The organism is Carnobacterium divergens DSM 20623 (genome assembly GCF_000744255.1).
Taxonomy (GTDB): domain Bacteria; phylum Bacillota; class Bacilli; order Lactobacillales; family Carnobacteriaceae; genus Carnobacterium; species Carnobacterium divergens.
Map to the genome: position 1 here is coordinate 1,906,148 of NZ_JQLO01000001.1, position 19,893 is coordinate 1,926,040.

Annotated in this window: 13 protein-coding genes; 3 read left to right on the plus strand and 10 right to left on the minus strand. The window is 35.7% G+C overall.

Going from position 1 to position 19,893, the window contains the following annotated elements:
* Positions 1-224 precede the first annotated feature (224 nt).
* Positions 225-2,234, minus strand: coding sequence for a KUP/HAK/KT family potassium transporter (locus BR52_RS09195; RefSeq protein WP_034571809.1), 2,010 nt, complete (start codon positions 2,232-2,234; stop codon positions 225-227).
* Positions 2,235-2,549: 315 nt separating this feature from the next.
* Between BR52_RS09195 and BR52_RS09200 the strand changes: the two genes are divergently transcribed.
* The gene (locus tag BR52_RS09200) at positions 2,550-4,751 is read left to right on the plus strand and encodes a GH92 family glycosyl hydrolase (protein WP_201785268.1); all 2,202 of its coding nucleotides are present in this window, start codon (positions 2,550-2,552) and stop codon (positions 4,749-4,751) included.
* Between the two features lie 37 nt (positions 4,752-4,788).
* On the opposite strand, the gene BR52_RS09205 is transcribed toward BR52_RS09200, so the two are convergent.
* From BR52_RS09205 to BR52_RS09215, 3 genes are all read right to left on the minus strand, one after another.
* Positions 4,789-5,664, minus strand: coding sequence for an ROK family protein (locus BR52_RS09205; RefSeq protein ID WP_034571813.1), 876 nt, complete (start codon positions 5,662-5,664; stop codon positions 4,789-4,791).
* 106 nt (positions 5,665-5,770) lie between these two features.
* Entirely contained in the window at positions 5,771-8,458 is a 2,688-nt protein-coding gene (locus BR52_RS09210; protein ID WP_034573780.1) for an alpha-mannosidase, read from the minus strand.
* A 15-nt stretch (positions 8,459-8,473) separates the two neighbouring features.
* Positions 8,474-9,760, minus strand: a complete 1,287-nt coding sequence (locus tag BR52_RS09215; RefSeq protein ID WP_034571817.1) for a glycoside hydrolase family 125 protein — start codon at positions 9,758-9,760, stop codon at positions 8,474-8,476.
* Positions 9,761-9,951: 191 nt separating this feature from the next.
* Between BR52_RS09215 and BR52_RS09220 the strand changes: the two genes are divergently transcribed.
* Positions 9,952-11,040: a GntR family transcriptional regulator gene (locus BR52_RS09220; RefSeq protein WP_034571820.1), complete on the plus strand. Its 1,089-nt coding sequence runs from the start codon at positions 9,952-9,954 to the stop codon at positions 11,038-11,040.
* A gap of 167 nt (positions 11,041-11,207) precedes the next feature.
* Here BR52_RS09220 and BR52_RS09225 read toward each other — a convergent pair whose 3' ends face one another.
* The 6 genes from BR52_RS09225 to BR52_RS09250 all read right to left on the minus strand — a co-directional run bounded on the left by BR52_RS09225 (position 11,208) and on the right by BR52_RS09250 (position 18,453).
* A complete protein-coding gene (locus BR52_RS09225) occupies positions 11,208-12,659 on the minus strand; it encodes a response regulator transcription factor (RefSeq protein WP_034571822.1) in 1,452 nt (483 codons plus the stop codon).
* A 12-nt stretch (positions 12,660-12,671) separates the two neighbouring features.
* Entirely contained in the window at positions 12,672-14,381 is a 1,710-nt protein-coding gene (locus BR52_RS09230) for a sensor histidine kinase (protein WP_034571825.1), read from the minus strand.
* A 19-nt stretch (positions 14,382-14,400) separates the two neighbouring features.
* Positions 14,401-15,006 (minus strand): DUF624 domain-containing protein, encoded by a 606-nt coding sequence (locus BR52_RS09235; RefSeq protein ID WP_034571828.1) that lies wholly within the window; start codon positions 15,004-15,006, stop codon positions 14,401-14,403.
* A gap of 70 nt (positions 15,007-15,076) precedes the next feature.
* The gene (locus BR52_RS09240; protein WP_034571831.1) at positions 15,077-16,549 is read right to left on the minus strand and encodes an ABC transporter substrate-binding protein; all 1,473 of its coding nucleotides are present in this window, start codon (positions 16,547-16,549) and stop codon (positions 15,077-15,079) included.
* A gap of 20 nt (positions 16,550-16,569) precedes the next feature.
* Entirely contained in the window at positions 16,570-17,499 is a 930-nt protein-coding gene (locus BR52_RS09245; protein ID WP_034571834.1) for a carbohydrate ABC transporter permease, read from the minus strand.
* 18 nt (positions 17,500-17,517) lie between these two features.
* Entirely contained in the window at positions 17,518-18,453 is a 936-nt protein-coding gene (locus tag BR52_RS09250; protein WP_034571837.1) for an ABC transporter permease, read from the minus strand.
* Between the two features lie 216 nt (positions 18,454-18,669).
* Here BR52_RS09250 and BR52_RS09255 point away from each other — a divergent pair, with 216 nt between their 5' ends.
* On the plus strand, positions 18,670-19,707 hold the full coding sequence (locus tag BR52_RS09255) for a hypothetical protein (RefSeq protein ID WP_034571840.1): 1,038 nt from the start codon (positions 18,670-18,672) through the stop codon (positions 19,705-19,707).
* Positions 19,708-19,893 lie beyond the last annotated feature (186 nt).

Below are 19,893 nucleotides of genomic sequence, written 5' to 3' on the forward strand. Positions count from 1 at the left end.
ATCTAAATACTGCATTCATCAAAATGAAACTCTTTTTTGAAAAATACTGTATTTAGGTCCTGCCTGCATTACCAGTCACATGCCTGTTCTTAATTGTCTTTATGTTAGCATATGTTTTTTGAAAACGCAACCATTTTTTTGTTTAGCTGATTTATTATGTAAAAAAAAACGATACAACCATCTATTTAAAGGTTGTATCGTCTTTTATAGCTTTATATGTCACGTTACTTCGCTACTCGTTTTAACACCAAATCTTTCCGCTTCCCTAAGAATAATGGCACGTATTCGATTTCAACGTCACTTGCATTTAAGCCAAACCATTTTTCGGGTTCAACTGTATGACGTTTCAGCATGAGTTTCGCTTGCATTATAAAGGTTTCAAAGCTGTTTAATTCTGTTTCCATGGAAAGTTGTTCTTGAATCAAGATAAAGCGGAAATCGCCGACTTTACGTCCTGGAATGGTTGTATAGTTTCTTGATTGAATGTCTACTTCGCCACTTTCAACTAATTCTGTTACGATTTGTCGTAAGAATACATTGAGTTTTTGATTGACTCTAAACCCTAATTTTAGTTGAATCTTAATCATATAATCTGTTCCACCAATGTTGTCTACGGTGTACTCTGCGGTATAGGGTTCGTCTGTTACAACCACATTTACAAACCAATACACATCTGCGCGTTTTGGTCGTTTATCTAAGATAGAATACATAATTTTAGATTCTACTTGTCCGGGTTTGGCACAATTGGTTAAATAAACTAAGTTTGTTGCATATTTTGTACGGTCTGCGTCATGAGTTAATTGCACCAACTGATCTTTATAATCTGCTAATGGCACATTTTCCAATAAGCGCATTTTAATTTTGTAGCTGCGAATGCAGATAAACATAACAAACAGAATAGCCAGTGCTATAATCACAGTTACAAAACCACCATGCATAAATTTAACGGCACTTGATAGGAAGAATGAAAATTCAAAAGCGCCAAAGAAAAGCAACATTCCCATTGCAACCCATTTTGGACAATGAATTTTAATCAAATAATTGTACAATAAAATAGTCGTCATCAACATAGTGACCGTAATGGCTAAACCATAGGCGGCCTCCATTCGATCAGAACTTCTAAAGAATAACACCACTCCTACGCACACTGCCCAAAGGATTGTATTGACTGTTGAAATGTAAACTTGTCCTTTTGAACTTGATGGATAGCGACTGTGAAGACGTGGCAATAGATTCAATTTAATGGCTTCTGAAACAAGTGTATACGAGCCAGAAATCAAGGCTTGTGAGGCTATGATTGCGGCTAATGTAGCGATTACGACACCATAAATCAAGAATTGTTTTGGCATCATTTGAAAGAAAGGGTTCATATCTTTCATTGCTAATAATCGAGGATCATTTTTGGCATCTAATAACCATGCAGCTTGACCAAAATAATTTAAAACTAGACTTAATTTTACAAAGCCCCATGTTGCGTAAATGTTTTTTCTTCCCGCATGTCCCAAATCAGAATACAACGCTTCTGCACCTGTTGTTGCTAGGAAAACACCACCTAAAATGAAAAATCCCATTTTATTTTCATCGCTAAAAAGAACTGCGATTGCATAGTGTGGGGACAATGCTCTAAACAACGTCACATCTCTTGTAATATTCACAATCCCAAAAATAGCTAAGGTTGTAAACCAAACCATCATAATTGGTCCAAACATTTTCCCAACAGTTTCTGATCCAAAACGTTGAATTAAAAACAAGGCACTGATAATCGTAATTACAATTACGATGATTATATGTTGGTTTTCACCAAAGAACGAACTAAATACCGGTATCTCTTTTAATCCTTCAATGGCTGACGTTACTGTTACCGCCGGGGTGAGCATTCCGTCTGCTAAGAGCGTGGCGCCCCCAATCATAGCTGGAACGATGAGCCATTTGGCTTGCTTTCGAACTAAAGTATATAAGGAGAAAATCCCACCTTCACCATGGTTATCTGCCCGTAACGTAATTAAGACGTATTTAATGGTTGTTAAAATGGTAATCGTCCAAAATACGAGTGAAACTGAACCTAAAATAAAGTTTTCGGAAATATTAGCTAAACCACCATTTCCTTTTACAATAGCTTTCATTACATAAAGTGGTGACGTTCCGATATCGCCATAAACAACACCTAACGCAACTAAAATTCCACCTAGTGTTACTTTGTTCATATGACTTCTTCTGTCATGATTTACTTCCATTTTTCTGATCCTCTTTTAATTGAATTTTGACTTGCTTTGTGAATTTGAAACTTTCCTTGAAACCATTTCGATTTGTTTTATTGATAATAGCATTCCTGAAATCTAAGCTTGATTATACCAAATATAAAAATAATAACAATCATCTTTTCAACTTTATTTTTACCAAGAAATTATTAAAAAAAATTTTAGTTCAGCCCTTTTTAATGATATATCATTAAAAAGAAATACAACATTTCACAAACACCTTACAAACCTTTTATAGATATGTTAAAATAGCTATATTGATATATCAAATAAAACAAAAAGAGAGGTTTTATTATGCTAGAGTCTATTGACACACGACAAGGTACTCATAACAGTCACAGTTTTTCAAATGGAAATACCTTACCTTACACAAGTTTGCCTTTTGGAATGAATCATTATGTTCCGCAAACCAATCATGAATCTAGTTGGTTTTTCAATCCACTTCACCGCACCTTTCAAGGAATTCGAATTAGCCATCAACCAAGTCCTTGGATGGGCGATTTTGCACATATCTTAATGACACCGGTTACAGGAACCTATTTAAAAGGAGATGTGTTTAGCTATCAAAGCTCCTATCGACCTGAAGAAGCGATTTTTCAACCTCACTATTTAAAAATAAAGCAACAGCGCTATCAAATTACAACTGAATTGACTCCTACTGAACGCGGCGCCAGTTTAAAACTAACCTATCCACAGAAAGATGATCCTGGCTTTATTTTACAAGCACCTGGCAAATCCTCTTATCAACTTGATGTTGAAACTTCGACGTTAACCGGTTTTATTTCAAATTTCTCAGGTTGTTTAGATGAAAATTTTAAACTCTACTTCACAATGACTTTTGATGCTTCTATTGACTTAGCTAAAACGGGCTACTTTAATGGCGATGACTTTATCTCAGCTACTGAATTAAACGGGCAAGATAAAGCTTTTATTCTTCGTTTTTTGACATTGTCGAATCAACAGGCATCTATTAAATTAGCCACTTCTTATATCAGTATTGAGCAGGCTCAATTAAATTACCAACGTGAACTAGCTGAACATTCATTTGCAGATTTAAAGACTCTTGCAGCAGATCGTTGGACTCATTATCTATCTAAAATTGAGATTCAAAGCTCCAATCAAGAACAGGTGAAAACTTTTTACACTTGCTTGTACCGAATGTTTTTATTTCCACAAAAATTCTACGAGCTTACATTAGATAATCAACCGATTCACTACAATACAACTACTAAAAAAGTCGCTAATGGTATTTTGTACACAAATAATGGTTTTTGGGATACTTACAAAACCGTCTACCCTCTCTATTCTTTGATTGCTCCTACTGAATATCAAGAAATTTTGGAGGGTTTGCTCACTTCCTATCGCGAAACAGGCTACTTACCTAAATGGCTTTCACCTGATGAACGCGGACTGATGCCAGGAACCTTGGTGGATGCTGTTATTGCTGACGCTGCAGTGAAAGGTCTCGTTAATAAAGTTCAACTAGAAGAATTTTTATCTGCCATGCTCCATGCTGCTACAACTCAAAGTAAAGATCCAAATTATGGTCGAAGAGGGACAACCGATTACCTGAAATATGGCTACGTTCCACTGGATCACCATGAAAGTGTGAACCACACCTTGGATTATGCGTATAGTGATTTTTGTATTAGCCAAGTAGCTGATTTATTAGGAAAAACCGAGTTGGCTAAAACGTACCGCTCAAATGCTTTAAATTATCAGAATTTATTTGATCCTGCTTCTGGCTTGATGCGGGCGAAAAATACAAAAGGGGAATTCAGACCACATTTTAACGATCTGAACTGGGGTCTTGATTACGCAGAAGGCAGCGCATGGCAAAATAGTTTTGCTGTCTACCAGGATTTTGCAGGTTTAATCAAGCTTTATGGCTCAAAGGAAGCCTTCTTCAAAAAAATAACTGATTTGTGCAACCAACCGCCTGAATTTGATGTGCTTGGCTATGGTTTTGAAATTCATGAAATGAGTGAAATGGCCGCTGTTGATTATGGTCAGTTAGCTCTTTCAAATCAACCTAGCTTCCATTTGCCTTACTTGTTTAATTATGTAGGGCAACCTGCTTCCACTCAAGTTGTAGTGAAACAACTCATGGCACGCTTGTTTAATAGTGGTTTTGATGGCTTTCCAGGGGATGAAGATAATGGGAGCATGTCTGGTTGGTTTGTCTTTAGTGCTCTTGGCTTTTATCCAGTAACGCCAGGTAGTGGGGAATATGTCCTTGGCATTCCATTGTTTGATTCAGTTAAGATACACTTGCCAAATGGAAAGGCTTTGACGATTGAAACAGACAATAACGTTCCCCAAGCAAATTTTGTTGCCAATTTGAAAGTGAATCAACAAGACTATCGCCCTCTATTTTTAACTCATCAAACCTTACTAGAGGGAGCAAGTCTTCATTTTACATTAGGACTAGCGCCAACTTACCATGACTATTCAACTAAAGAAGTTCCTTTCTCAATTTCTGAATCCAACTAAAAAAACATTGAGCTAATTGAATTAGCTCAATGTTTTTTTAGTTTAAACTCGGATAACGCTCACTAAATACCGCAACTGCTCCTACCAAATTCGCATCATTTCGATACACACAAGGGATCACTTGAGGGACAAAGTCTTTCAGCTCATTTTTAGCTAATAAGACTTCCATTCGCTGGTTGATTTCAGGATAAAGCTCTTCTTTTTTTGAAATTCCGCCACCAATAATAATCAATTCTGGATCTACTGTGAATTGTAAATTATACAGCCCGACTGTTAAATAGTGATAAAATTCATGAATAGCTTCCAAGGCATCTTCTTCTCCTTGATTGGCTCTTTCAAAAACCTCTTCCCCTGTATAGAGTGTTCCTTTTTTTTCTGAATAACGTTTCGCCATATTGGCTGCTGTTCCTAGCTCGCTAAAGCTTTCTCCACGATCCAAAATCATTAAACCAAATTCACCGCCATAAAGATGTTGCCCCTTTTGCAACTTCCCTTCCATGATTACTGCTCCGCCAATTCCTGTACCAATGACAACAAACAATACATTTTTCTTTCCCTTACCAGCGCCTTGCCACATTTCAGCTAGGGCAGCGCAGTTGGCGTCATTTTCAATTGTCACAGGTCGATTAAAGCTGTGCTCAAAATGGGCTTTGATGGGAAAACGATGAATATAAGGAATGGCGCTGATTCCCCCAATTTCGCCTTTTTGAGTGTCTACTGTGCCTGGTGCACTAATCCCAATACCCGCTATTTCATATTTTAATTCAAGCTCATTTAAAACCGCTTTCATTTTTTCTTCTAATTCATCAAAAGAAGTTGGGGTACTAAAACTGCTGATTTCTTGCAACTGATTGTTTTCCCAAATTCCGTATTTTACTGCCGTTCCGCCTAAGTCAAAAGCTAAAATTGCCATCTACGTTCCTCCTAAAGAATTCGTTTCTTTTATTTTACATGATTCTATTAAATTCGCAATTTATAGCGAAAAAACACTATAGAAAATAGTGTTTTTTCACTCGTGTTTAATTGCCTTTTTGCCAACGATAGCTAATAATTTCATAAGGAGCTACTACTTTTGTCGGCTTAGCATCAGATATTTCTTCAATTAAATTACAAACATACGGAGTTTGATTAGGAATCGTTAAGTTAAACGTTGTTTGCTCATTTGTTAAATTATACACTCGTGTAACGATTTCAGAAGTAGCTTCATTTCGTTTAAAGGCCGTTAAGGCAACTTTTTCGCCTTCTAAATCCGCAAAACAATGGGTTAGCGGCAATGACCCTTGATGACGATCCGTTTGATACGTACTAAACGGAACTTGGAACGTCATTGCTTCATGATATGTCTGAACGGCATCCGCTGAGCCGTGGAAAGATAGGGCATACTCGACAACCTGTTCTCCTAGGCATTGCGCTTCTGGGGTTGGAAAATATCCCCAATCTCCAAGCTCTCCGACGCTACGTAATAGGGTTAACGCAATGGTTGTGTCTTCAGGTAAAATTTCGTACTCATTTAAGCCAAAATTAGCTACGGTTACACCTTGACGCTGATCTTTTACGTTCACAAAAGCATGCTGGTGCTGTGCATTCGTTGGATTTTCCCAGGCACTATCGGTGGTATTAGGTCTTTCAACAACTTCATAAATACTATCAGCATAATGAACCGTTGTCTCAATTCCTGTTGGGAAAAGAACACGAAGTCGATGATCTTTCATTTGGTTATCAAAGTGAGTGGTGAATTTTAGTTGTCTGCTACCTTTTTCTAATAAAATTTTAGTGGTTAGAGTAAACGGAGCAAGTTTTTTACTGCGTTCTGCTTTACGATAACGGAATTCAACAACCGCTTTTTGTTCTTCTTCTAAGCGCTTATCCATTGAAATTGGTATGTCCAATTGTTGGGTAACTTCAATTTCTCCGTAGCTTGCTGTATTGTTAAGAGTCTTGACTGTCGCTTGACTATTTTTAGAATAAATCGGTTGATCATTAGCAGGTTGTTTAAAAATGTATTCATTCCCTAAATCTCCGACATCTTCAAAATTCAATAAGTCGTGATAGGTGTGATTCGTTTCCTTATCAAGAACCGTCAAGATGCCATTAGAAGCAATCGTAACTTTAAGATACTCATTTTCCATTGTGCCTTCGAGCTCGTTAATAAGTTCGTCTGACGCTTCTTGCAGATTTTTTTCTGTTTCTACTAACATAAATGTTTCCCAGCTCAAACCTGTCATGGCTTCCATTGGAATTTCAACTCGTGCATATCGTGCCATAAAGGGCTGTCTAAAACGATCTTTTGGTAAATCGTATCCGAACTCAACTCCATCATCTTTAATTTCAGCTAAAACAACTTCTCCTTTGCTGTTTTTTACACTAAACGTAGGGAAATCTTCTGCTTTTAACGTTTGATAAAGGGTTTCTGGCAAACCACTAGCAAATGGCAAGCGTTTGATCTCCAAACGAATCGTTGCTAGACCTGTTTTTTCTGAACCATTCGTGTTAAATACAACAAACGGAATTCCATTCTCTGGTAAACTAGCCGTATCAATAGCAGCAATTAATTGGCGTGCTGCTTCATCGGCAACAAATTTTCCAACTTCATTGGCTTTTTCAAAACGTGGCATCATTTCCCGATGAACCTCATCCACACTACAACCACAGATACTATCGTGTGGATGGTTTTGCATCAATGTTTTCCATGCGTAACGCAATGAATCGTGTGGATACTCTTTTGTCACTTCATAAGCCATTGTTGCTAAAGGTTCTGCAATATTTTCTAATTGTCTTGAAACGCGAGTATTCCATTGTTTTAAATAGATCCGTGCAGAAGCAGTGTTCGCCAACGTATACCAGCCGTCAGTCTCTTGTGAAGTCAATTCTCCAGTGACGGTACTTAAATCAGCAGGTAAGGCTTCTTTGAGTCCCGTTAAATACGTATCAAAATCAGTATGCACAAATTCAATCTCTGGATACAATTCATTGGCTACTGCGATGGCTTTTGATAAGTCTTTTTGAACGGGTTGATGATCGCAACCATTCATCATTAATAGATGATCCGTCGATGCATACGTTTCTGCATCTGCTAATTTTTTCGCCCAAAAGGCTTTTGCGGCTTCTTTTTCAACTGGAATTTCATTTCCATTGCTGTACCAATTGGCAAACAATAGACCTAAAATCTTAGAACCATCTGGACCTTCCCACCACATTTCTGAGTATTGAGAAGCATATTTTTCATCATTAATCACTACATTATCAAAACCTGTTGGCTTCACTCCTCGACCAAATGCCGCAACATCTAGCCCAGCTTGTTTCATCATCTGCGGAGTTTGCCCCATATTTCCAAAAGTATCTGGAAAATAACCAAGTTGAACCGGTACACCCCATTTTTTACTTTCATCCATACCAATCAGCATATTGCGGGTGTTGGATTCACTACTTGTTAAGAAATCGTCTTGCAAAATGTAGAAGGGACCAATTTTTAATTTTCCTTCTGTAATGTATTTTTGGACTAATGCTTTTTTTTCTGGTCGGACTTGTAAATAGTCGTCTAAAATAATCGTTTGTCCATCTAAATGGAAACTGTTAAAATCAGGATCCGTTTCAAATAACTCAAGCAAATCATCCATTAATTCTACTAATCGCATATGGTGCTGTTCGTAGGGTAAATACCATTCTCGATCCCAGTGACTATGGGCAATAATTGATACTTTTTTCATGCTTTCCATTCCTTTCTACTTCTCGATTTGAATATCAAAGTAATCCATTACTAACTCGCAAAACATCATGTTTGCCCATGAAAACCACTCTCTAGTGTACTGATTTGGGTCATTAACATCAAAGCCTTCATGCATTAAATTCGTCCCACCGTCTGTTGCAACTAGCGTATTTAAAATTCGTTCTTTTTCTGACTTATCAGAAGTCGTCAACCCTTCCATTGCCATCGCAATTGGCCAAATATAGTTCTCTGGTGTGTGGGAGCTTCCGATTCCTTTCGCAAATTCACCTTCATAAAAGAAAGGATTTTCACTGCTCAACAGGGTTTTTCTTGTGGTTAAATAGACTTCATCTTCTGGCGAACAATAGCCCAAATAAGGAGCGGCTAATAAATTAGGCACATTGGAATCATCCATTAAGCTAGCATTTCCTAGACCATCTACTTCATATGCAAAAACTGTTTCACCAGCTTTATTCGTTGTTTTTCCATATTTTTCAATACCTTCTTGAATGGCTTCTCGTAAAGCTGTGATTCGGGGAATCAGTTCTTCTTCTTTTAAAATCGTCTCAAAAATTTCTTTTAAATAGTCCAAAACAACCACAGCAAACATATTAGACGGAACTAGGTAATGATAAATACAGCGATCATCACTTGGTCTAAAACCAGACCACGTCATACCTGTTGGCGCAACTTCTGTTCCTCGACCTCTATTTACTAACGTGTCTTCTTCTCTTGTTGTATCGCGTTCAAATTGATACGCAGATCGATTATGATCTTGTTCAATTTCCCAGACTGTTAAAACTTCATTCACTGCTGCTTTAAACGTTTGATTGAATTGAGTGGTTCGGCCAGTTGCTTTCCATAATAAGTAGCTTAGTTGCAATGGGTAGCATAAGGAATCAATTTCATATTTGCGTTCCCAAATCCATGGATTCATCTTCGTATGATCCGTTTGATGACCGGCGTGATTTGCCGTTTCGTTAAAAGCGTTTGCGTAAGGGTCTAACTGAATATATTGAAATTGTTTTTCTACTAACCCTTCAATCATATCTCCAATATCTGAATCTTCTTTTGCGATGGCTAAATAAGGACGAACTTGCGCTGTTGAATCACGTAACCACATCGCTGGAATATCTCCTGTTAAAACAAAGGTCGTTCCATCTTCTTGGCGTTTAACGGTTGTTAGCAATGTATTTGCAAAACAAGCATTAAAATTCTCTGCCCAACGTGGATGCTCTTGGCACTTTTCTGTAATCGTATTCATAAAATTTTTAACTGATGTAGGGATTTCTTGATAAACCATTTTATTCGCTCCTCTTATATCATTTTTAGTTATATAACAATTATATGATATATCATTTATATTGTCTACACTTTCTACTGAATTTAATTAAAATCTCTTATTTTCTTTCTTTCGCTTTCTTTTAACTGAAATAAATGATATATTAATAAAACAAGAACTATACCATTTAAAACAACTAAGGAGCTTTTAAGATGAAAAAAGAACCTCTTTACAAAGTCATTTATCTCGACTTAAAAAACGCTATTTTAAATCAACACTACTCCTATGGGACTCAGGTTCCTACTGAAATGGAGTTAACTGAAACTTATCAAGTAAGCAGGATTACAGCTAAACGTGCTTTAATGGAGCTTGAAAGCGATAGATTAATTGAACGAACTGCCGGAAAAGGAAGCTTTGTAATCTACCAAAGTCAATCCCTTCCTCAAACGTATGAACTTGCTTTTATGTTGCCTTTTTCTCAAGCAGCAGGTTTAGAATATTACGTACAAGGGGCAACAGATTACTTAGAAAAAACACCCTATCAATTAACCATCCACGCAACTGAAGGAAGCCCTACTCGACAACGCGAATTATTGCAGAATTTAAAAGAAGATAAATACGACGGACTGATTATTTATCCAGAAAACCCAATCAATTCCATCGACTTACTTTACCGTCAGCATCTAAATGGCTTCCCAATCGTAATGCTGGATAAAAAGCTAGAAGGGACGGATATTCCTTCCATAACTTCAGATAACTTTAATGGTGGTGCGCTAGCTGCTAACTACGCCCTCAAAATGGGGCATACAAAAATCGCCTATTTGTCCACGATTGATTTGCTAGAAAACACTTCCGTTCGTGATCGCTACTTAGGCTATTTAAAGGCTCTCCACGACGCTAAAATTCAAGACTATTCAGATGGGTTAACAAATAAAAAATTCATCAAACAATTGGATACTGCTTCCTTACAAGAATACCTTTTAGAAATTAAACGGACTGGCTTCACTTGCATTATTGCTGAAAACGACATTATTGCCATGCGTTTATTAGCAGAAGCTAAAAAACTCAAACTAGATATTCCAAATGATCTTTCGTTGATTGGCTTTGATAACATCCAAATGACTGATTTAGTTTCCCCACAGCTCACAACTGTCGAACAAAATTTTTATCAAATTGGCTTTTTAGCAGCCGAGTCTTTGGTTCAACAATTAACTGAGCGCGACAATACTAATCAAAAATTTTCAAAAATTGTTCCTGTTGCGTTGGTGGAAAGAGAATCTGTTCAAAAACAGACTCTTTAGATTAAGTTTAATGGGTTTGTTTACTTGAAACTAGTAACAAATTAAAGCGGTTTTTAGACAAATTATCGTTTGTTGATACTTTTTAAGATAAGTAAATAAGCAATACCTACAACTAGGTACTGCTTATTTGCTTTATAAAATCAGTTTCAATAAAAAAATTTGGGTTTTTATTTCCGATTCAAATATTGTTCTCTAAATTCCTTCGGTGAGACGCCACACTTTTTCTTAAAGTTCTTATAAAAATAACCGGAGCTTTGGTAGCCCACGTTTAAGGCAATATCATTAATTGGATCCGTTGAATGCAGTAGGAGATTTTGAGCTAACTTAATCCGGTAGTCGTTTAAGTAGGTTGAAAAGCTCTTTTTCGTTTCTTTTTTAAATAGCTGTCCTAAGTACATCACGTTGACATGTAATTTTTTTGCAATCATTTTTAAATTCAAATCTTCACGGTAGCTCGTTTGGACTAATTCAATCACTTGTTGCGTAATGGGACTGTAGATAACTAGATGCTCATCTAATTCGATTATTTGAAGCATTTTTAATAAGATGTTTTCTACATCTTTTAGTTTTTTAGCCTGATTCACCTCATTTATTTTTTCTTGAAAAAGGGTGTTTTCAATGAAGGTAAATTGTAAATGAAGGTGCATTAAGAGTAAATTAGCATGCTGCTTCACCATTTTTGGTTGTTCCACATTTTGCTCAAAATGAGTTAAAATTTCTTGCATAGCTGCTTTAATTTTGCTCAAGTCTTGCAATGCTAATACTTCTGTAAACTGTTTAAAGGACTCTGGTAGGAATTGGCTTGGTTTCTCCTTTTCTACGATTAAAACATCCTTATTGTAGAAGGCGAATGTATCTAATTTCCCTTTAGCTGTTTGATAACTTCCTCCTACTTCCTCCATCGTTGCAACAACTGTTCCTTCAAAAACCAATACGTTCTCTTGCATTTTACTGGTTAAGTCAGAAATCAATTCGTCTTTTCGAGAATCCATTACAATCACTGCCAGTTCAGTTTCAGAAACCATTAAAAATAAATAATGACTGTTTGAAGCCAATTCTTTTTTTAAACGCTCTTGTTCTTCTCGTTTAATTTTAAAAAGTACCACTTGATAGTTCTGGCTAACGATTGTTCTTCCGCTTGAAGTAGCCCACCTATTTAAGGCGTCGTAATCAACGGTATTTAGTAACCAATCATTTAGCATGCTCCGATACAATAAGTCTTCATTTTGAAAATTTTCTTTTTGAGAATCAAGTTCATTAATGAGTTTTAACAAGGTCTCTTTTAGTTCGATTTTATCCACTGGTTTCACTAAATAATTAGCAGCTCCCAGTTGCATGCCCTCCTTAATATAATCAAATTCTTGGTAGCCTGAAAGAATAATTGTTTTAAATTGTTGATTTAAGCGTTGGGCTTCTTTAATAAATTCTATCCCTGATAAAAGTGGCATGGTCACATCCGTTAGGACGATATCCACTGAATTGGCAACTACAAAATCAAGTGCCTCTTGACCATTTTTAGCAGTACCTACAATGGTCAAATTTAAACTTTCCCAGTCAATTAGTTTTTGTAGTCCCATCAAAATCATATACTCATCGTCTACAATCAACACTTTATACATAAGCAAGCTCCTTTAAGTTTGTTCTTCTTTGTCTTTAAAACGTATGACAATCGTTGTTCCTCCATTTTCTGTTGAGGAATACTTCATATGATAGGAAGATCCGTAATACAGTCTTAGGCGTGTGTTCACATTGTGAATGCCTACTGAATTGACTTTTACCTCATGATTAAAAGCTAAGGCTTCATTGATTGCTCCATACTGGATTTCAGACATCCCTAAACCGTTGTCACTGATTTTAATTACGATCTCCTCGTTTTCACGATAGGCCTTCACTCCTATTGCATTTTCCATTTTTAAATAATCGATGCCATGTTGGAAATAGTTTTCAATTAAAGGTTGAATCGCAAATTTTGGAATAGGTAAGCTTTTAATAGATTCTTCGATTGAAAAAGAATAGGCAATGCTATCTGGGTAGCGCATTTGGTAAAGGTAAACGTATTTTTCACAAAATTTCAATTCATTTTCTAATGTGACTGTTTTTTCTTGTGAAATATTATTGCGTAACAAGGCTGCAAAATTGTATACGACCTCTGCCAGTTCATCTGCGCCTTCACTGACTGCAGACATCCGAATGTATTCTAACGTATTATACAAAAAATGAGGATTGATTTGCGATTGTAACGCTCGCATGTCCGCGTCTTTTTGTTTGATTTCCAGCTCATAGATATCCTTTAAATAGTTTTGAATGCTATCTAACATCTGGTTAATTCCAATCGAGATTTGTTTCATTTCAGCTTGCTTATGATTGACTTCAATCCGATTCTCAATTTTACCTTTGGTGATTTCATTGATTGATAGTAAAATATCTTCTACTTGTCGAACATACTTTCCAAATAATTTAAAAAGAGTTAGCAGTAAAATACTATCAATAATCAAGCTAAATAAAAACAACCACAGAAAGCTTTTAGCTGACTTTAAAAATACTGATTTTTTAGGGACAAAAGTATAAATTTGATACCCTTCTTTTGTTTTTAATTGTGTCATAAAATACGATTCTTTTAGTTTCGATGGTTGAATTTTTGAATGATCGTTCATTTGTTGAACTAATTCTGATTCTAGTGGGGAACCCTTTTCTTTTGTTTTTCTTGAGTAGATTAAGCGATTCGTGTTTGAAAAAATAAAGGTTTCCGATTCTGTTTGTTGGCTATTGTTTGTAACAGCTTTGTTAAATTCCTCTACACTCAATGATAAATAAAACGTACCGATATATTTTGATGTATCTGGATTGTTTAATAATTTTGGAATCATTACTCCAGTGTCTTTTGGAAATTCCTCCAGTTTAATGCCTTGCTTGTTAGCCAAAGTTGATGAATAAACTTCCTTAAATTCATTTAACGAAATGGCGACAGATTGAATGGATTCGTCTAAGTAATACATGTGTTCAATTTCTTTGGGTAGGTAAATATACATGTTATAGTCTTGACTGATGTCTAAGGTATAACTAAGATACTGTTGATAATCCAGTTGGAAATAGCGATATAAGTTCTCAATGCGCAAAGGATTGGATGTCAACTCTGTCGCCATACGCGCGGCCTTTTTTTCATCTTCAACTAAAATGGCATCGATTCGATTTGAAATATCTACTGTTACCTGTTTGGCTTCTTCGTTGTTCTTCTTGGAAATGGTATAACTAACGACTAAAGAGAAGACAGTGACGCCAACAATCAAAATCATTGAGTATATTTTTAATAGGGAATAGATTTGATTCTGTTTGCTTTTCATCACACTTCTCCTTTCGCCATTAAATGGATTCAATCTTTAAACGATTAAAAATTTTAGTTGTTACTTGATTGACAACCGCAACGCTTAAGCCGACACTGATAAATAAAATAAGTCCAGGATAACGATAAGTAATCGTCCAAATCACAACTAAGCAAAGCCCTGCAACTAAGCATTCTTTTAAACTTGTAAAAAATGTGATAAATGCTAATTTTAAAGTATTAGACAGATTGATTTCATACGTAACCGTTATCAGTATACTTAAAATAAAGACATTTATCATTAAAAATAAGACAGCTATAATCAAAAAGTCAATTACCACAAAGATAAATCCCTGTGTTTGAACTGATAGATATAAATTTAATAACAAAAATAAAATAGTACTTCCAAAAATTAACATCATTTGATTTCCTCTAATAATATACGCTTTAAATAGCGCCCAACTTTTTTTCCAAGTTAATTCTTTATAATTCCAAGCTGCTTCTTGATGAGTCTCCGTTAAGGTCAAGAGCGCTGGCACAAAACCAAATACAATTAAGCCGCTTAAGCTTAACCCCCAGAAGTACAAGCTCAATTTAATTAAATAGTACACTCTGTTAAAACCTGTTTCTAGTCCTTTTGCTATCATGTTTGTATACTCCCTCTAATAAAATGCAAAGAGACCCATCAATAACTGACAGGTGCTCTTTTGCATGTTCTTATTTTTTTGATTTATTAAATTCATCAAATTGTTTTTGCATTTCTGCTCTTACTTTTTCAAGCCCAGCACCGTTTAATTTTTGATTCATTTCTGGTAGAGCTTTATCAGGATCCAATGTTCCGGTGTGCAATCCATCTAAATATTGACTCATGACATTGTTGATATTGGTTAATTCTGTTTTCACATTATCCGTTACAAAATTAAAGCCAAGTAATGGTGATTTTTCAGCATTTTCAATACTTTCTTTTCTTTTCTCGATTTGTTCATCTGTAATTGATTTTTCAAGGTAAACAATTTCATTGTTTCCTGTATTCCATGCAGACATATGATTTTTTGGTCCGTATGCTTTTAATAACTCAACACGATCATTGTCTAATTTTTTCCAAGTTTCGTCTTCAATTCCGTAAACCAAACCATTTAATAATTCAGGATCTGAGTTTAATAGGTTTAAAAGTTCAACTGATTTTTCTTTGTTTTTAGAATTATTTGATACTACGAAGTTTGCCATACGTGCATTGGCAGTATTTTTGATTGGGCTTGTAATCGGTCTAGATACGATTGGTTTTTGAGCAGCTCTTGTTAATAAAGTATCGCCGTAATCGTATGGGCCTTGTGTTTCAATACGAGCAAACCATGTGTCTGATTCTAAATTATAGTCTGTGTTGCTTGTTGCGGCATCTTTCGCCACATAACCTAACTCATAGAATTTGTGCATTGTTTTTAGGTCTGGAATCACGCCATCCCCAGTTTCATATGGGTTAATGATTTTTGTTGTATCCCCATGAATATCTACTGCCAACGGAACTTTATCGTCCATTACGTATTCAATATCACGGATGACTCTCCAGCCAGATCCGGCCGCTACAGGAACGACATTCGGTTCTTTCTCTTTGATTACTTGTAACATTGGTTCCATATCTGCCAATGTTTTTACATTTGAAACATCTAAGTTGTATTTATCTAGGAACGTTGAGTTAAATGATAAAACTTGTTGTGCATACACGTTTCCATTAACCGGCATTGCGTAAAGCTTCCCATTCACAGTATTTCCTTGAATATAGGCTTCATCTAACATGTCGTAACTTTCTTTCGCATACTTAGGTAGCATATCTGTTAAATCAGCATAGGCCCCTTTTTGAGCGTTTGCTACATAGTTTTTAGCTAATGCAATATCATAGTTTTCACCTGATGAGGTAATCACTGACATTTTCTTTTCATAATCGCCCCAACCAATGTATTGTAAATTCACTTTATAGCCAATCTTATCTTTGATACGCTTATTCGCAACTTCCATCAATTGATCGTAATTTTCTGGCTTGTCTCCAATTTGATACATCAATAAAGTTTTGCCATCATCATCTTTTGTGGCTTTTCCAGCATCCCCTTTTAAGCCACCACAACCTGCCAACACGCCTCCAAGAAGTGCAAATGCTGCACCTGAGACCAACATTTTTTTGAACGTTTTGTTCATTTTAAACCCTCCATTTATGATTATTCTTTAACTCCGCCAATTGTCAAACCACTGATAAAATATTTTTGGAAAAATGGATAACTACATGCGATTGGAACTGTTGAAATAACAACCATCGCCATTCTTGTTGCTTCTTTTGGAATTGCTGCTGCCCCACCGCTTAATGCTGAACTCATATTGGCATTTTGGGACATATATTCAATATTACTTTGAATTTTCATTAATAAATATTGTAAAGGAACTAAATTATCACTTTGAATATAAAGCAATGCATTAAACCAATCATTCCAATAACCTAAAGCTGCAAACAAGCTGATTGTTGCAATTCCAGGGACTGCTAGTGGCAATACGATTTGCATAAAGACGCGTAATTCACCTGCTCCATCGATTTTTGCTGATTCAATAATCGCATCTGGTACAGAGCGTTTAAAGAAGGTGCGCATCACTATGATATTAAAGGGACTTAACGCCATTGGCAAAATCAATGCCCAAACAGTATCTTTTAAGTTTAATAACGTTGTCATTACGATATAGTTCGGTACCATTCCTGCACTAAATAACATTGTGACTAAGGCAAACACGGTGAAAAATTTACGGTAACGAAACGAATTTCTTGAAATTGCATAGGCATACGTAGAGGTAAACGTCACGTTCACTAGAGTCCCTACAACCGTTACAAAAACCGTGATAAATAGCGCTTGTAAAATTTGATCTTTCATTTCGTAAAGGTATCGATACCCATCAAAACTCCATGAAGAAGGTATGATTCGATACCCTTCTGTTATTAGTGACGTTTCACTTGTAAATGAAATAATAATAACAAAAATAAATGGGAAGATACAGGAGAAAGCGAAGAGCGCGATAATAATGTTAAAGAAAATATCCGCTTTTTTTCCAAAGGTTTGCACCTTTACTGTATTTATTTTTTTCTTTTTACGTTTTTCTTCCATGTTTTCGATTCTCCTCTCCTAGAATAGCGCTGATTCCTCGTCATATTTGCGAACCAATAAGTTCGTGCCAATAACTAAAATACAACCCACAACCGATTGATACAAGCCAGCTGCTGAAGCCATTCCGATATCTCCACTACTTGTTAACCCATTATAAATATACGTATCTAAAACAGAAGTTACCTCGTATAAGGCTCCTGAGTTTCGTGGAACTTGATAAAACAGACCAAAGTCAGCTCTAAAAATATTACCTACGGCTAAAATCGTTAAAATAGTCATTAACGGTGCTAATTGAGGCAAGGTTACATTTTTGATTTGTTGCCATTTTGTTGCACCATCAATCATTGCTGCTTCATAATATGTCGGGTCAATCCCCATAATTGAAGCAAAGTAGATAATACTACTATAACCGACACCTTTCCAAATCCCCATAAAGACTAAAATAAATGGCCAATATTTCGGTTCATTGTACCAGTTGATGCCATCCCCTGCTTGACCTGCTAAAATCGAATTCACTAAGCCTTTGTCTGGGCTTAAGAAGGAATAAACGAAATAACTGATGATAACCCATGATAAGAAATACGGCAATAGCATGGATGTTTGATACACCTTCACCATCTTTTTCGAACGAATCTCACTTAAGATAATGGCAAACATAACGGCTACGACCAGCCCGCTAATAATAAAGACCACATTATAAAGAACGGTATTTCTCGTAATAATATACGCATTCGACGAGCTAAATAGGAATTTAAAGTTATCAAATCCCACCCACGGACTTTCTTGCAAACTCTTAAAAAATCCACCATCAGAATAAGTAAAGTTTTTAAACGCCACGACATTCCCTAAAACCGGAATGTAAAAGAAGAAAATAAGCCATAATGCACCTGGAAGAGCCATTAATAAAAGCATTTTATTTTTATTGAAATGATACCAAAAACCTTTCTTTTTCATCTGTTCTCCTTTCTTAAAACTTGATTTAGTAAACGTTTTCATTACTCTTTCATTATAGCCTCTGCTCTTTTCATTAAAAAGGAACAAATTATAGCGAAAGGGTAACATATTATAGTTGGAGTTTCACTTTAAGTTGTTTCCTTTCCCATTTTCTTCTATATAAATGTTAAAATAGAATTACAGAAAGCCTCACGAGAAGAAAGGATGCTGAACTAAATGGAAATGGAACAAATTCTCACAACCAAAATCACGATAGACGGTCACTTTCAAGACTGCCAATTATATAGTGGACATCTTTATTTATGGAATGACCAAAATAATTTAGCCATTTATGACTGGAATAAATGGATGAAATCACTAAATAAAGTTGAACGTGTCGTTTATTATGAGCCTCGTTCAACAGAGTATCTTCATAGTTCACTAGCAGATTTAGAACCTTTCTTAGAAAAAACACTTCAGTTTAATTTTCCGATACTAGATAGCGCCATTTTCAAGCATACCCTTTATTATTCAGACATCACTGGATTTTATGCCTATTCGTTGCTGGATCCCCATGCAACTAAACTTACCTTATGGGATGAACCCGTTCAACATATTTCAGTTTCAAAAAATGGTAGAATCGCTTTATCTGCTGGTGAAAATGGGTTATTTGAATATGATGCTACTAAAAAACGGACACTGCAAAACACTGCAAAAATACCTCATACTGGTATTTATCTCCTTAACGCCAGCTTTGCAAGTGCTAGCGAATGGTCTGGAAATGATTTGATTCAATATGGTGAAAATCCTTTAAAAGAAAGTTTTTTTCTAACTTTTGGTAAAATAAAAAAACAGCTTCATTTAGTTTCGATTCAACCTGCCGAACCAAAACTTCAACAAGTGGGTCGGTTTATTAAAGAGTTTCCCTTGCCTCTCTCTTTAGAAAAACAAAAACAAAATGAAGGACAGTTATTTTCTTATGAAACAAAAAATCGCAAATTAAACCAAGACTTTCAATACCGTTCAAAGGAAATTTTTATTAAAAAAATGCCTTCTCGCTTAAATAAATCCTTCAACCAATCCCCCCAAGATTTAAGTGTCTCCGAAACAGAAAGTCATTTGCTTATTCGCTGGAAAATGAGCCCTTTCTTACAATTGCCTAAAGTGATGAAATGGCGTGTTTATGATCGGAGTATTTACTATAAAAATCAACTGCATTTATTGCAAGATAAAGAATTGACTCTTTATATTTTTACATTATTAGAAACGTCGTAACCTTCAAAAAAATGATTAAAAATTTAAATCATATGGAAATGTAAATGTAAGCGTTGACTATCCTTGTTTCATGAACTATACTGAAATTAAGAAAAAAAACAATTATGGCGACGTAGCCATTTTATAGAGTATGTTACTGATTAATGCAGGCAGAACTCAAATTACCTAGAAGCAGTCCTTTTCTAG